Here is a 14,455-nt window from a genome sequence, read left to right as displayed (position 1 = left end):
GAACCCGGGGACAAAAGCCGGCTCCCGGCTGCGACGGCCCGTTGGTGGGCCACTCGTCGCTCAGGACATCAGTACAGCCACGCCTCCGATGACCCCCATGATCACGAACAGCAGTAGTAAACCGACTGTGAGATTGAACGGCGAACTCCCCTCGCTGGCGTCTGATTCCAGTGCATCGTTTACCGGACCACCACCGACAGTGATTGTGCCCGCCTCGGTGTCTGCAATCGACACTGTTCCGCTCGACGCTTCGATCTCGAATGTCACCTCGTCTTGCTCGTTTGGCTGCAGTGTCACGGTCTGGTTTGCAACTGCTCTGCCATCGATTGTCGCCGTGAGTGTTCGGTTTGCTATCCGATCCCCAGTATTCTGGACCGTTGCACTCACCGTTATCTGGCGGCCTTCGGCCACCCAGTCGACCGGTATCGAGGCTTCTATCACCTGGATCGGATGCGCTCCGTCGCCGTTTGCACTACCGGGACTCGGTTCCGAGGACACATTGCTTTCGTTCTCCACCGTCACCGTGGCCAGCGATCTCCCACTGACGCCGACGTCGTACTCGCCGGGTTCATCGAAGCGGTGTTCGAATTCGAGCGATTCAGTGTCACCGGCACCGACGCTGACAGAGGTGGTATCGATGACCTCGTCGTCGACGGTCAGTTCTGCGTTGAACGTCCCATCCTCCTCGCCGACGTTCTCGACCCGCATACCCACCGCGACGCTTTCTCCCGGTGAGAGCTCCGTATTACTGACCGTCGACATGGGGATCCGGAACTCGGCCGGCTCCCGCTGGACTGGTTCTTGCGCTGCTGCGTCGTCGCTGGTGTCTGTCTGATCAGAACTCTCTGGTTCGTCGTCGTCTGATTCCGTCTCGGCCCCCTCCGGCTCGGCATCGTCTTCCTCAGATTCCGCATCAGCTCCGTCCTCATCCCCGCTATTTGCGTCCGTTTCGGCTGGTTCATCCTCGTCGCTGTCATCCTCTTCGTCGCTGTCGTCTTCTTCCTCATCGCTGTCTTCGTTGTCGTTCTCGTCGCCTTCACCCTCGCTGTCATCACCTTCATCGTTGCTATCGTCTTCATCGTCTTCCTCCGCCTCGTCGCTCTCGTCTTCTTCCTCGTCGTTGCTGTCGCCTTCTTCCCCGTTGCTGTCTTCGTTTTCGTCCTCGTCGCTCTCATCCTCTTCGTCACTCTCATCTTCTTCCCCGTCGCTGTCGTTGTCGTCGTTGTCGCTGTCTTCGTTGTCGTCCTCGTCGCTGTCGTTGGCGTCGTTGTCGCGGTCATCGCCGTCTTCCTCGTCGCGGTCATCGCCGTCTTCCTCGTCGCTGTCGTCTTCCTCGTCGCTGTCGTTGTCGTCGTTGTCGCTGTCGTTGTCGTCGCTGTCGTTGTCGTCGTTGTCGTTGTCGTCGTTGTCGCTGTCGTTGTCGCTGTCGTTGTCGTCGTTGTCGTCGTTGTCGTCGTCGCTGTCGTTGTCGTCACCTTCATCGTCGCTGTCGTTGTCGTCACCTTCATCGTCGCTGTCGTTGTCGTCGTTGTCGCTGTCGTTGTCGTCGTTGTCGCTGTCATCGCCGTCGTCCTCGTCGCTGTCGTCTTCATCGTCGCTGTCGCCTTCATCGTCGCTATCGTCGTCGCTGTCGTTGTCGTCGTCGCTGTCGTCCTCGTCACCTTCATCGTCGCTGTCGTTGTCGTCGTCGCTGTCTTCGTTATCGTCGTCGTCGCTGTCGTTGTCGTCGTCGCTGTCGTTGTCGTCGTCGCTGTCGTTGTCGTCGCTGTCGTCCTCGTCACCTTCATCGTCGCTGTCGTTGTCGTCGTTGTCGCTGTCGTTGTCGTCGTTGTCGCTGTCATCGCCGTCGTCCTCGTCGCTGTCGTCTTCATCGTCGCTGTCATCGCCGTCGTCCTCGTCGCTGTCGTCTTCATCGTCGCTGTCGTCTTCATCGTCGCGATCGTCGTCGCTGTCTTCGTTGTCGTCTTCGTCGCTGTCGTCTTCATCGTCCCTGTCTTCGTTGTCGTCTTCTTCCTCCTCGCTGTCATCACTGTCATCACCGTCGTCCTCGTCGCTGTCGTCTTCATCGTCGCTGTCGTCGCGATCGTCGTCGCTGTCGTTGTCGTCGTCGTCGTTTTCGTCTTCCTCGTCACCTTCATCGTCGCTGTCATCGCCGTCGTCCTCGTCGCTGTCGTCCTCGTCGTCGCTGTCGCCCTCGTCACCTTCATCGTCGCTGTCGTCCTCGTCACCTTCATCGTCGCTGTCGTCCTCGTCACCTTCATCGTCGCTGTCGTCTTCATCGTCGCTATCGTCGTCGCTGTCGTCCTCGTCACCTTCATCGTCGCTGTCGTCTTCATCGTCGCTATCGTCGTCGTTGTCGCTGTCATCACCGTCATCCTCGTCGCTGTCGTCTTCATCGTCGCTGTCGTCTTCATCGTCGCTGTCTTCCTCGTCGCCTTCATCGTCGCTATCGTCGTCGCTGTCGTTGTCGCTGTCGTTGTCGTCGTCGCTGTCGTTGTCGTCTTCATCGTCGCTGTCGTCGCTGTCGTCGCTGTCGTCCTCGTCACTGTCGTCGCTGTCGTTGTCGTCGTTGTCGCTGTCATCGCCGTCTTCCTCGTCGCTCTCCTCGTCTTCATCGTCGCTGTCGTCGTCGCTGTCGTTGTCGCTGTCATCGCCGTCTTCCTCGTCGCTCTCCTCGTCTTCATCGTCGCTGTCGTCGTCGCTGTCGTCGTCGCTGTCGCCCTCGTCACCTTCATCGTCGCTATCGTCGTCGCTGTCGTCCTCGTCACCTTCATCGTCGCTGTCGTCTTCATCGTCGCTGTCGTTGTCATCGTCGCTGTCGTCTTCTTCCTCCTCTTCGTCGCTGTCGTCCCCGTCACCTTCATCCTCGCTGTCGTCCTCCTCGTCACTCTCTTCTTCACCGTCGCTGTCGTCTTCGTCCTCCTCACTCGCTTGGGCATCGCCATCGTCATTCACGACGTCGTCTCCGTTCCCATTGGCCTGGAAGTCGAGGGCTCGTTGCGCCACCTCTGACACCGCTGGATTGTCGTCCGCAGTCGCACTGTCGGGGCCTACGATGTCCTCGGAGAGTACCCGATCAGCCGTCGTCTCCGAACCGGCGTCCGCGATAGTTGGCTGTATGAGGACAAACCCGAGCACTGCAGCCCCCAGTAGCAGAAAAATGAGTGCGATCCTGAGGGATTTGTTCATATAGATAATATACAAATTGAATCTATTGTTAGATGGTAATTATCTGCGATAAGGCGATCTTACCCCGGTTGATCGGCCAATTAGAACCGACGATCAAGAAGACGGCCCAGCCGACAACTCCGACAGTCATCCAGACAGCACCAGAGCGGGAACGACTCCCTCCAGCGAACGCGACAGCCCCCAGCAGCATCGATTCAACCCAAGCCCGATCCCGACTGGAACGACGACAAGGGTCTCGACAGCCGGAATCGCCGCGAACGGAAAGACGAGCACGAACTGGAACAACCCAGTCGCCCGCTCTTCGGTTGCAACATCGACAAACGTGAGAGGGAGGAACACGGGCTGGTTTCGAGGTGATCGAGACGACTGTTTCGAGACAGGTCACGTAAAGAGAGTCCAGAACGAAGCGCAGAAATCTGCGGGACTCGGTCCAGAACGGTAGTTCTTTTAGGGCGCAAAACCCCCTCACACACATGGTACGCCTCGGACTGGTCGTCGCCCAGTTCAACAAACAGCAACCGATCACCCAGGAGATGGCAGAGCGCGCCCGCGAGGCCGCGGCCGACCGCGGTGCCGACATCGTCGAAGAGATCGAGGTACCGGGCTCGTACGACACACCACTGGCAGCGGACCGACTCGCGCGCCGCGACGATATCGACGCCGTGGTCACGGTCGGTGCGATCATCACCGGCGACACGAACCACGATCAGGTGATCGCCGACGCCGCCGCACAGGGGTTGACCGACGTCAGTCTCGACCGGGATACGCCGGTGACACTGGGGATCATCGGTCCGGGGATGAGCCAGGACGAAGCCGCCGCCCGTATCAGCTACGGCGCAACCGCCGCCGAGAGTGCGATCGATCTGGTCTCGGAACTCGAGGAGTGATTCAAACTATGACAGAGTACGACTTTGCAGACCGCGTCGAACGTGTATCGCCGAGCGCGACGCTCGCAATCAGCAACAAAGCGGCTGAACTCGAAGCAGACGGCATCGACGTCGTCGACCTCAGTGTCGGCGCACCCGACTTCGATACGCCACAGAACATCAAAGACGCTGCAGAAGAGGCCCTCGAAGCCGGACATACGGGCTACACCTCCTCGCCGGGTATTCCAAAGCTCCGCGAGGCGATCGCCGAGAAGTTCGCAGCAGATGGCCTCGATCAGTACGGCCCGGAGAACGTGATGGTCACTCCAGGCGGGAAACAGGGACTGTTCGAACTGTTCCAGACGCTCATCCAGGAGGGCGACGAGGTCGTCCTCCTCGATCCCGCGTGGGTCTCCTACGAGGCGATGGCGAAAATCGCTGGCGCTGACCTGAAACGCGTCGACACTGCGGCCCACGATTTCCAGCTCGAACCCGCACTCGACGACCTCACGGAGACGGTCTCCGACGAAACCGACATGCTGGTCGTCAACTCGCCGGGGAACCCACACGGTGCCGTCTACTCCGACGCCGCACTGGAAGGTGTCCGAGATCTGGCCGTCGAACACGACATGCTCGTGATCTCCGACGAGATCTACAAGGAGATTGTCTACGACGACGTGGAGATGACGAGTCTCGGAACCCTCGACGGGATGGAAGACCGGACGCTGACGCTGAACGGATTCTCGAAAGCCTACGCGATGACCGGCTGGCGACTCGGCTACTTCGGCGCACCGGAAGAGATCGTCGAGCAGGCCGGCAAGATCCATGGCCACTCCGTCTCCTGTGCGGTCAATTTCGTCCAGCATGCCGGCGTCGAAGCACTGCAGAACACGGACGAGGCGGTCGTCGAGATGCGAGACGCCTTCGAACGACGCCGGGACTTCCTCATCGACGAGTTCGAATCCCGCGGTGTCGACATCGTGGAACCGAAGGGTGCATTCTACATGATGCTCCCCGTCGACGACGACGATCAGGCCTGGTGTGAGGACGCGATCGGTGGCGCCCACGTCGCGACAGTGCCCGGGAGTGCGTTCGGGACGCCAGGATACGCCCGACTCTCTTACGCGAAAAGTACAGACCGGCTACAGGAAGCACTCGACCGACTCGAAGAAGCCGATCTGCTGTAGGCTGCGGCGCCGGGTACGGTTCGCAGGGTTGTCTCTTCTCGTCGAAGTTGTCCGTCTCTTTCATCACCGGAGGGTATCGATCACGGGATACCGAGAGCTATCTGAACGCGGATTATTAATAAAATAGTCGGGTACCATAATAGTTATTAGAATAGTGTTCAATATTATTAAAACAGATGCCTACGATTTCACGACGACGGATGCTCCAGGGAGTCGTCGCGGGAACAGTCGCCGGGACGGCAGGCTGTCTCGGGGAAAACAGCGGCAGTACCGAGTCGATGACCGTCGCGTACGTTCCGATCTATCCGAACATGCAACACTACGTGATGGAAGAAGAGGGATTCTACGAGGAGATCCCGACCGACGTTTCGGTCGAGCGGTTCGGGTCCGGACCGGATATCGTCACCGCATTCGCAAGTGGTGAGGTCGACGTCGCGCTGTTCGGGATCACCCCGGCGATGGTACTGGTCGACCGGGGAGTCGACGCTAGCGTTCTCGCAGCCAACTCCAGAAACGGATTCAAAGTTGTCGCGACCAGCGAGGTAGCCGACAGATTCGAGCGAGCGGGAGCGACTGCATTCGAGAACTTCGAAGCGGAGAACGGTCGGCCGATCCGGTTCGGCGTGCCGCCGGATGGGAGTGTCCCAGATGTCGTCCTCCGGTTCTGGATCGAAGAAACACTCGGAATCGGTGCGATGGAAGAGACGATCTCGAAATCCACCGTGTCACCCCCGAGGGCAGCCCAGACGATCCAGTCGGGTGATATCGATGCGACGATGATACAGGAACCATTTGCGACGATTATCGGGCAGGACGACGGCTTCCGGGAACTAGTCTGGTCGGGGAACATTCTCGAAAATCACCCGGTTACGGTACTGTTCGCGAACCAGGATGTCGTCGAGGAGTCGGCTGTCGCCGAATCACTCGTCGAGAAACACAGTCGGGCGACAGCGTTTATACAGGATTCGCCGGACGTGGCGGCAGCGGACGCGGCGGCTGTGATCGGCGACGCAGTTGACGAAACTCGTGCCCGGGCGGCCCTGGATTCGCGTGCCTCGGATTTCCTCTCGGATCCACACACGATCGCACCGCAGACAGCGCCGATGGCTGAGTTCGTCGCTGACGTCGGAAATACCGACCAGATTGTCGCGACCGAGCAACTGTTCGAGTTCGGAGTGTACGATGCCGTCCAGCAATGAGTACCCAGATCGAGACACAAACGACCACCATCGGCGAGCGTATCCTCGGACGTGATCTCCGGCGGTATCTCCGCGGGGTCGGCGGGCTGCTGGCGTTTCTTGGGATCTGGTGGCTCGGCGCGACGATGACAGAGCCAACCTATCTCCTGCCGGGGCCGGCCGAGTCGGGACGGGCCGTCGTCGGTCTGTTCGAATCGAAAACGGCAATCCGTGTTCCAGTCACTGGCGGCGAGCTCGTCTTGCCAACTGGGCTCGCTCACCTCACACAGACGCTGTTTCATTACGTCCCCGGGCTGGTACTCGGGAGCATCGGCGGGAGTTCCCTGGGGCTCGTACTGGGGTGGAACAACACGCTCGACGACTGGCTCACACCGGTCGTCCGGCTGCTTCGACCGATTCCGCCGCTGGCGTGGATCGTCTTCGCGATCGTCTGGTTCGGGATTCACCACTCGGGGGCTGCGTTCATCGTCTTCATCGGTGCCTTCTGGATCAACTTTTACGGAGCCTACGGTGGCGTCGAATCCGTCCCGGCGGATCTCACGGACGCGGCTGCGACGCTGGGCGTCGAACGCGAGTGGTCGATGCTGGTGCTCGTCGGCGTTCCCAGCGCCCTCCCGCAGATGCTGACAGCGTTCCGGACGAGTATCGGCCGGTGCTGGATGATCGTCGTCGGTGCCGAACTGTTCGGCGCGCCGGGTGTCGGCTACGAGATCATCAACGCCGCGAACAATCTCGCGATGGCGACGAGCGTCGCCTACATGTTTCTGATCAGCCTCGCGTTCATCTGTATGGATGTCTGCTTTCGCGTCTTCGAGCGGAGGGTGGTGGCGTGGCGGTGACCGACCATCCGGGAGAGCCGATGGCCCGGAAAATCACGGTCGACGGGGTGAGCAAACAGTACGAATCACCGGATGGAACAGTGCAGGCACTCTCGGACGTGTCCATCACCGTTCCGGCAGGGGAGTTTTGCTGTCTCGTCGGCCCCTCTGGCTGTGGCAAGACGACGCTGTTACGCATGATCGCCGGCCTCGACACGCCGACACGGGGGGCGATACGACTCGATGGTGAGCCAGTGACCGAACCGGGACTGGATCGAGGAATGGTCTTTCAGGAGTATGCGCTGTTTCCGTGGCGAACCGTCAGAGAAAACATCCGGTTCGGTCTGGAACGACCGGCCTGTGACTGCAGGGACTGTGCGGCGCAGGTCGAAGAACTGGTCGAACTTGTCGGGCTCTCGGGGTTCGAGAACAGCTATCCGTCGGCTCTCTCCGGCGGGATGAAACAGCGGGTCGGGATCGCCCGTGCACTCGCCGTCGATCCGGAGATCCTGCTGATGGACGAACCGTTCGGAAGTGTCGATGCCCGAACGCGGGATCGACTCCACGGGGAGCTACTCGACATCTGGGCAGAGACCCAGCAGACGGTCGTATTCGTGACACACGATATCGACGAGGCGGTGACGCTCGGCGACCGCGTGCTGGTGATGGATTCCGATCCCGGGACGGTGCAGGCACGGATTCCGATCGACTGTCCGCGCCCACGGGAGCGAACGAGTCCGGCGTTCGTGGATCAGGTCGCCAGGATCCGGGCGAAGCTTGGCGATCCATCGATCGAGGATTCTGGCGACACGACCACCCAGAAATGAGAGCGATCTCATAGTGTTTGTTGCGGTAATTTTCGTGACCACGTTACAAATATCGGTGTTTCACGCCATGTAACCGATGTCTTGTTACACTACGGCGGTAAAGACTCGCAACAAACACTATCAGTCAATGATCTGGACACCGGTGATTTCGAACCGAGCGCCGCCGTCTGTTCCATCGGTGACACGAATCTCCCAGTCGTGAGCCTCGACAATCTGCTCGATGATACGCAGCCCGAGTCCAGTCCCATCCGGTGACGTCGAGTAGCCAGGGTCGAAGACCTGCTCGCGATCCTGCTCGGAGATCCCAGGGCCATCGTCCTCGATATAAAATCCGGTATCGACTGTCCCGACGGTCACCGTCAGGTCCTCGCCACCGTGATCGATGCTGTTCCGCAAGAGATTTTCGAGCAACCGGCAGAGTCGGTTGTAATCAGCTTCGATCGTTGGCAGGTCAGCGTTTGCATCCAGCCCCACGAGTTCGACGCCGTCGTTGCCATCGGCCACAATTGTCCACGCTGACTCGACTGCATTCTGTAGATCGACAGGATCAGTCGCTCCAATATCCGCTCCATCACGGGCCAGTTCGAGCACCTCGTCGATAATGCGCTCCATTCGGTCGAGCGCGTTTCTGATCGTATCGAGATGGTCACAGTCGGACTCCCTCCGGGCGAGTTCCAGCCGTCCATTGGCGACATTCAGGGGGTTGCGGAGATCGTGCGAAACGATGCTGGAAAACTCCTTCAGACGGCGGTTTTGCCGTTCCAGTTCCCGCTCTCGTTCCTTGCGGTCGGTGATATTCTGGTGGACGCCGATCAGACGGTCAGCGCTGTCATCGTGCTCGGCGAGCCGTCCCCGAACGTCGGACCAGATTATTCCTCCATCTTCGTGTTGTAGTCGAATCTCCGCTCTGTAAAGTCCGTCATTTTCGAGCGCCTGTTCGATCGCTTCTTGGATACGTTCCCGGTCGTCTGGATGGACACGCTGCATGACCGCTTCGATGGTCCCGTCGAACGTACCGGGGTCGAGACCGATGTCTCGCTCCAGCGACCCACTCCAGTTTATTTCGTCCGTCTCGAGGTTCCACTCCCAGATGCCGGTGTTTGTCCCCTCCACGGCCAGATCTAGCCGTTCTTTCGTCTCTCGGAGCTCCCGTTCGCGTTCTCGGATGAGTGATTCGCGACTGACACGCTGTAAGGCCGTCGTAAGCGTCGCGACGAGAATGTCCATGAAATTCTTGTCAGTCTCGTCGAAGGCATTCGCCTCGGTTGCCGAGACGATGAACACGCCCTGATCCGGGATCGGGTAAATCATCCCGCTTCCAGCGGGCGTGTTCCCCGCGAACTCTGCATGAGTACTCGTATCATCGATACCGACTGTTTCTCCAGTGTCGAACGCGTCCCAGACGACAGCTCCAACCGGATCCGCAGTGTCAGTCCGATCGTAGCCTGGGACGGTGTCGAACGCGGTCTCTATTTCGGCGGTGTCCGTCACTAGTTCGAGTCGCTGTCCATCGTCCGATAGCCGGTGAAACCCACTCAACTCTGCACCGAGCAACTCCTGTGCAGTGTCGACAGCGACCTGTGCTGTCTCTTCGACCGTCGACGTCGTCATCAACACCTGTGCCTGTTGCTGGAGACGCTCGAGTTTCGTTTTGTGGGCGGCATGCTCGGAGATGTCTCGCGAATATCCGATTACACAGGTATCTCCCTCGCCGGTGTAAAGCGGTGTCAATCGGAGTTCGAGTGTGTCGATGCCGGTGGGGACATCCGGGGAAAGTTCGACGACTTCCTCGTCGCTTTCACCATCGACAATCGCTGCGATACCCTCTTTGACTGACGCGACCTCGGTCCCGGTGAGTGTGCCGAGGTCGGTGTGAATCGAGAGGTGTTCGTCGATCCACCCCTCCAGTGGAATGCCAGACACGTCGACAACTCGCTGGTTGACGAATTCGAATCGACCGTCCTCGTCGAATACGTACATACCGTCGTCGGCTTTCTCGACGATCGCTTCGTAGCGTTCGAGTTCACGTTCACGTTCTTTCCGCTCTGTGATATCTCGACTGATGACCATGAACCGGTCTTCCCCTTCCAGCGCGAGACGCCTGATGTGGACTTCGACCGGGAATGTCGAGCCGTCACGCCGCTGGTAGACACCTTCTAGTTCTCGTCTTTCACCAACCGCCATACTCTCCCAGAGTGAACGGGCCTCGCCGGGATCGATCTCCTGATCGATCTCCCACACCGTCATATCGGTTAGTTCTGTCTCGGTGTAACCGGTCTTTTCGCAAAACGGTGGGTTCGGTTTGATGATATTGCCTGCCCCGTCGTGAATGTTGATCATGACGGGGGAATTGTCGAACAGTGCGTTCAACCGGGCGGTGGACTGTTCGAGTTGTGCTTCACGCTCTTTTCGTTCGGTGATATCCCGAAACTGTGAAAAAATCGCCACGAGTTCGTCAGTCTCGTCGGTAACGATACGGTTGTACCACTCACAGATGCGCCGGTCACCATCCTTCCGAACGTTCTCGTTGACGCTGTGATACCCACCCGCCGTTTCGAGCAACTGGTCGACGGTTTCAGCGACGGTGCCAGCAGCGGAGTCCGGAACGAGTCGTTCCCAGGAACAGCCCAGCAGTTCCGATTCAGCGTAGCCGAGGATCTCCTCGGCGGCATCGTTTACGCCGACGATATCGAAGTTGTCGTCCCATTCGATGACGCCCAGTGGCGATTGCTCGACGAACAGGGAGAGGCGCCGCTGGCTCGCTTCGAGCGCTTCCCGGGACCGAGACTGATCGACAGCGTTCTCGATACGGTTCGCGAGAACGGTGTACTGGTCCGTTCCTGTTCCTTTCTGCAGGTAGTCGGTGACGCCGGCCGAGATGGCTTCACTCGCGATCTCTTCTGAACCTTTGCCAGTGAACAGAATGAATGGCAACCCATCGCACTCGGTGCGGACCTGTTCGAGGAATTCGAGCCCATTACAGCCGGGCATATCGTAATCAGAAACAACACAGTCGATCTCCTCGCTGACGAGTCGGTCGAACCCATCCTCGGCACTGGTTTCGGTCACGACCTGGAACGTGTCACGCTCCCGTTCCAGAAACTCCGCCGTCAGATCACAGAGATCCGGCTGGTCGTCGACATGGAGCACCCGAATCCGAGCAGGTTCGGGGTGAACGGGATCAGTCTCCCCGAAATAATCCATACCGGAAAACTCGTGGAAACTAAAAAAGATCTTGTGGACCAATTATCAGGATATATATTTGAATAGGTTCGCGATTAATTGCTGCCAGTTACATGGAGCACCCAATCGAGAGTTCTAACTGTCCAACCATCCAAGAGGGCGTATGAACGGACGTCACAGCAAACCAGGACACACCACGACGGTGATCACCTGATGGTGCTAAATACGCTGCTCGGGGTCGACGTTCTCCTCTTTCTGGCCATCGGGCTGCTGGCCGGCGCACACTGTATCGGGATGTGTGGGCCGCTGGTGACGATTTACGCAAACAACATGAACGCGACGCGGACCGACGGCGGCGTCCAGACCGCGAATCGGAACCGTCAGTCCCATCTCACGCTGTACGAAGTCCGCCAGCACGCACTGTTCAACCTCGGACGGGCGACCAGCTATACCCTCATCGGGGCGCTGATGGGGCTGCTCGGAAGCATCCTCTTCGTCGGTGCCGAAGAACTGACGACAGTCGCCAGCTACGTCCGCGGAGCCGTCGGCATCGTGATCGGCGCGGCGGTGATCCTGATGGGGATCTCCTATCTGCTCGGTCGGGTCTCGGTCGGCGTCCAGCTGCCAGGCGCAGAGCGCGTGACTCGCCGGCTGACCGGCTGGGTCGAACGGCTCGCGAGTGGGCCCGGCATCGCCGGCCTCGGAGCGGTCCACGGGCTGCTCCCCTGTCCGATCCTCTACCCGGCGTATCTCTACGCGTTCAGTACTGGCTCGCCTGTGGCCGGCGGCGTCGCACTCGCCGCACTCGGCCTCGGAACGATCCCGGCGGTGTTCGCCTACGGGACGATCATCGAATCTGTCGGTGTCACACACCGCCAGCGACTTCACCGGGTGCTCGGTCTGCTCTTTGTGGTTCTGGGCTACATCCTCTTCGCACACGGGCTGATGGCCCTCGGCATCAGCATCCCGCACCCGATGTTTCCCTTCTGGGGGCCACTGGAATCACCGGGGATGTAGCGGGCTGTCAGGGCCACTCGTAGGGGAGGTCGTCGGCGTGCTCGTCGAATAGCTCGAGAAGCGGCGCGATGTCGTCGAAGTCCACCCCTCTTGTGACTGTACCGTCGTCCCTGTCCCACTGTATCAGATCTTCGTCTTCCAGCTTCGGAAGGTGGACGTGGGTCAACCCTGTCCCAACCCGTGTTTCGTCCTCGTCGTCACCGAGTATATCGTCCGGAACGGTCAGTTCCGCCCCAGGACCGTGCTCGTACAGTTCCTGCAGCAGTCGCCGACGAAGCGGATGCGACAGGATAGAAAGCTGATCACCGATCACAGTTACATATCCTTGGGGATGAACTAGAATAGTTATACATCTCAATACGGTAGTCGACAGTCGAGTAATATATTAATAAATCAGGCGTAATAAATTTATATTAAGTAGAAAAATAGCTGATAAAATATCGGCTACGACAGTCTTGTCGAAATTGTAGCAAGAAGAGAATAAGTATGTTACCCCAATTAAACGGTACTTACCAGGTCCAGACAGCTACACGTCCAGTTCAGTGATTCCTTCGTCAGTGATGATAGTATCGAGTAGTCGGGTCGGTGTGGCGTCGTAGGCCGGATTTGCGACTGTGAACCCATCGGCTGGTTCGCGCATCACCTCGCTAGCTTTCCGGTGCTCGTTTTCGAAGGCGAACCCGCCGTCGACGATCTTCGCCGACGAGCCAACGACAGAAACGGGGACGTCCAGATCCGACGCAGTGGCAGCCATCGGGTAGGTTCCCACACGGTTGTAGAGCGTATCGTCGACGATACAGGTCATCCCGAGCAACACGCGGTCGACGTCGGGAAGGAACTCCCCACAGGCACCGTCGACAGTCAGTGTCGCATCGATCCCCTCCATGTTGGCGAGTCGTCGCACCATCTTGCGGCCGAGATACCGCGGCCGGGCCTCTGTGACGTAGACGGTGAACTCGGCTCCGTCTTCGAGTGCTCGCGTAATCGCGGAGAGTACCGTCGTCGAGTAATCGTGTGTCATGATCGTCTCCCCGTTTTCGAGTTCGCTGGCCGCCTGTTCGGCAGCACGCCGTTTGGCCTGTTCGACCTGCTCGACGACCCGTTCGATCGCCTGTTCCGTTTCCCGCTTTGCCCCCTGGACGGTTTCTGGCTCACTCCCGAGCACGTGTTCGACGACCTCGCGCTGGGTGTTGTGCAACGAGGCGTGAGAGAGGTTCGCATTCCGGAGGACGTTGCTGTTCTGTTCCAGGGTCTTGAGGTAAGCATCGACCGTCGGGAACTCCCGGGCAGTCAGCTCGCGGAGCGAGCGGGCGGCTTTCACCGCAACGACGGAGGAGCTGTGGGTCTGCATATCCGCGATCTCCGCGGCAGTCTCGTCGATCATACGCCCTCTTTTTCACGGTGGCTAAAGGGCTTTCCGGCAGTTTGCCGCCCTGTAACAAAGTGGGGTATCGAGCAGCTTCGCCGAAGGGTACGTTTTTGACGACAGAAACCAATAGTCAGTCAATGGGCGTTCTCGAAGACAAGGCTCGCGCGCGAACCTTCTACAAGTATCTCTCGACGGTCTACGACCGGATCAACCCCTTCATCTGGAACGAAGAGATGCGCGACGAGGCCATCGACTGGCTCGGTATCGACTCCGACGACCGCGTGCTGGATGTCGGCTGTGGCACCGGGTTCGCGACGGAGGGACTCCTCCGGGAGACAGAACACGTCTACAGCCTCGACCAGAGCCCCCACCAGCTCTCGAAGGCCTACGAGAAGTTCGGTAAACGCGGCCCAGTCCAGTTCCACATGGGCGACGCCGAACGGCTCCCCTTCGCCGACGACAGCTTCGACATCGTCTGGTCGTCGGGCTCGATCGAGTACTGGCCGAACCCGGTCGACGCACTGCGTGAGTGCCGTCGGGTCGCCAAACCCGGCGGTAGGGTACTGATCGTCGGTCCGGACTACCCGAACAATACGGTGTTCCAGAAGGTCGCCGACGCGATCATGCTGTTTTACGACGAGGCGGAAGCCGACCGGATGTTCGAGGAAGCCGGTTTCGACTCCTTCGAGCACTACATCCAGCAAGCGAGCGCGAACAGTCCCCGAGCGATTACGACGATCGCCGACGTCCCAGAGTAGCCCTGCGAGCGTCAGACAATCGGAGTCATACTTTTAGGGTTC

General features: G+C 59.3%; 12 protein-coding genes. 7 read left to right on the top strand and 5 right to left on the bottom strand.

What is annotated here, in order from left to right; translation table 11 throughout:
• Positions 1-60: 60 nt before the first annotated feature.
• Positions 61-3,189 (bottom strand): hypothetical protein, encoded by a 3,129-nt coding sequence (locus EOW68_RS18665; RefSeq protein WP_431358840.1) that lies wholly within the window; start codon positions 3,187-3,189, stop codon positions 61-63.
• Positions 3,190-3,315: 126 nt separating this feature from the next.
• The gene (locus EOW68_RS09270; protein WP_431358839.1) at positions 3,316-3,528 is read right to left on the bottom strand and encodes a hypothetical protein; all 213 of its coding nucleotides are present in this window, start codon (positions 3,526-3,528) and stop codon (positions 3,316-3,318) included.
• A 134-nt stretch (positions 3,529-3,662) separates the two neighbouring features.
• Between EOW68_RS09270 and ribH the strand changes: the two genes are divergently transcribed.
• The 5 genes from ribH (at position 3,663) to EOW68_RS09245 (ending at position 8,086) form a co-directional block, all read left to right on the top strand.
• A complete protein-coding gene (gene ribH / locus EOW68_RS09265; RefSeq protein ID WP_128224878.1) occupies positions 3,663-4,076 on the top strand; it encodes a 6,7-dimethyl-8-ribityllumazine synthase in 414 nt (137 codons plus the stop codon).
• Between the two features lie 8 nt (positions 4,077-4,084).
• A complete protein-coding gene (locus EOW68_RS09260; protein WP_128224877.1) occupies positions 4,085-5,242 on the top strand; it encodes a pyridoxal phosphate-dependent aminotransferase in 1,158 nt (385 codons plus the stop codon).
• 176 nt (positions 5,243-5,418) lie between these two features.
• Positions 5,419-6,441 carry an ABC transporter substrate-binding protein gene (locus tag EOW68_RS09255; protein ID WP_431358838.1) on the top strand — a complete coding sequence of 341 codons (1,023 nt, stop codon included), beginning with the start codon at positions 5,419-5,421 and terminating at the stop codon, positions 6,439-6,441.
• Positions 6,438-7,280: an ABC transporter permease gene (locus tag EOW68_RS09250; RefSeq protein ID WP_128224876.1), complete on the top strand. Its 843-nt coding sequence runs from the start codon at positions 6,438-6,440 to the stop codon at positions 7,278-7,280. Before EOW68_RS09255 ends, EOW68_RS09250 begins: the two co-directional genes overlap by 4 nt.
• A 20-nt stretch (positions 7,281-7,300) precedes the next feature.
• Positions 7,301-8,086: an ABC transporter ATP-binding protein gene (locus EOW68_RS09245; protein ID WP_128224988.1), complete on the top strand. Its 786-nt coding sequence runs from the start codon at positions 7,301-7,303 to the stop codon at positions 8,084-8,086.
• Positions 8,087-8,206: 120 nt separating this feature from the next.
• Here EOW68_RS09245 and EOW68_RS09240 read toward each other — a convergent pair whose 3' ends face one another.
• On the bottom strand, positions 8,207-11,290 hold the full coding sequence (locus EOW68_RS09240; protein WP_128224875.1) for a sensor histidine kinase: 3,084 nt from the start codon (positions 11,288-11,290) through the stop codon (positions 8,207-8,209).
• Between the two features lie 192 nt (positions 11,291-11,482).
• Between EOW68_RS09240 and EOW68_RS09235 the strand changes: the two genes are divergently transcribed.
• Complete coding sequence (locus EOW68_RS09235) at positions 11,483-12,286, top strand: sulfite exporter TauE/SafE family protein (RefSeq protein ID WP_128224874.1); 804 nt, start codon at positions 11,483-11,485, stop codon at positions 12,284-12,286.
• A 7-nt stretch (positions 12,287-12,293) separates the two neighbouring features.
• Here EOW68_RS09235 and EOW68_RS09230 read toward each other — a convergent pair whose 3' ends face one another.
• Together EOW68_RS09230 and EOW68_RS09225 are read right to left on the bottom strand one after the other, a co-directional pair.
• Positions 12,294-12,599: a DUF7344 domain-containing protein gene (locus EOW68_RS09230; RefSeq protein ID WP_128224873.1), complete on the bottom strand. Its 306-nt coding sequence runs from the start codon at positions 12,597-12,599 to the stop codon at positions 12,294-12,296.
• Between the two features lie 213 nt (positions 12,600-12,812).
• Positions 12,813-13,670 (bottom strand): eIF2B alpha/beta/delta subunit family protein, encoded by an 858-nt coding sequence (locus EOW68_RS09225; RefSeq protein WP_128224872.1) that lies wholly within the window; start codon positions 13,668-13,670, stop codon positions 12,813-12,815.
• Positions 13,671-13,792: 122 nt separating this feature from the next.
• Between EOW68_RS09225 and EOW68_RS09220 the strand changes: the two genes are divergently transcribed.
• Positions 13,793-14,413, top strand: a complete 621-nt coding sequence (locus tag EOW68_RS09220; protein ID WP_128224871.1) for a methyltransferase domain-containing protein — start codon at positions 13,793-13,795, stop codon at positions 14,411-14,413.
• The last annotated feature ends 42 nt before the right edge of the window (positions 14,414-14,455 follow it).

The sequence above is a fragment of the Halovenus amylolytica genome (assembly GCA_004015825.1).
In the GTDB taxonomy this organism is placed as follows: Archaea; Halobacteriota; Halobacteria; order Halobacteriales; family Haloarculaceae; genus Halovenus; species Halovenus amylolytica.
This window is presented reverse-complemented; position numbering and strand designations above follow the sequence as displayed.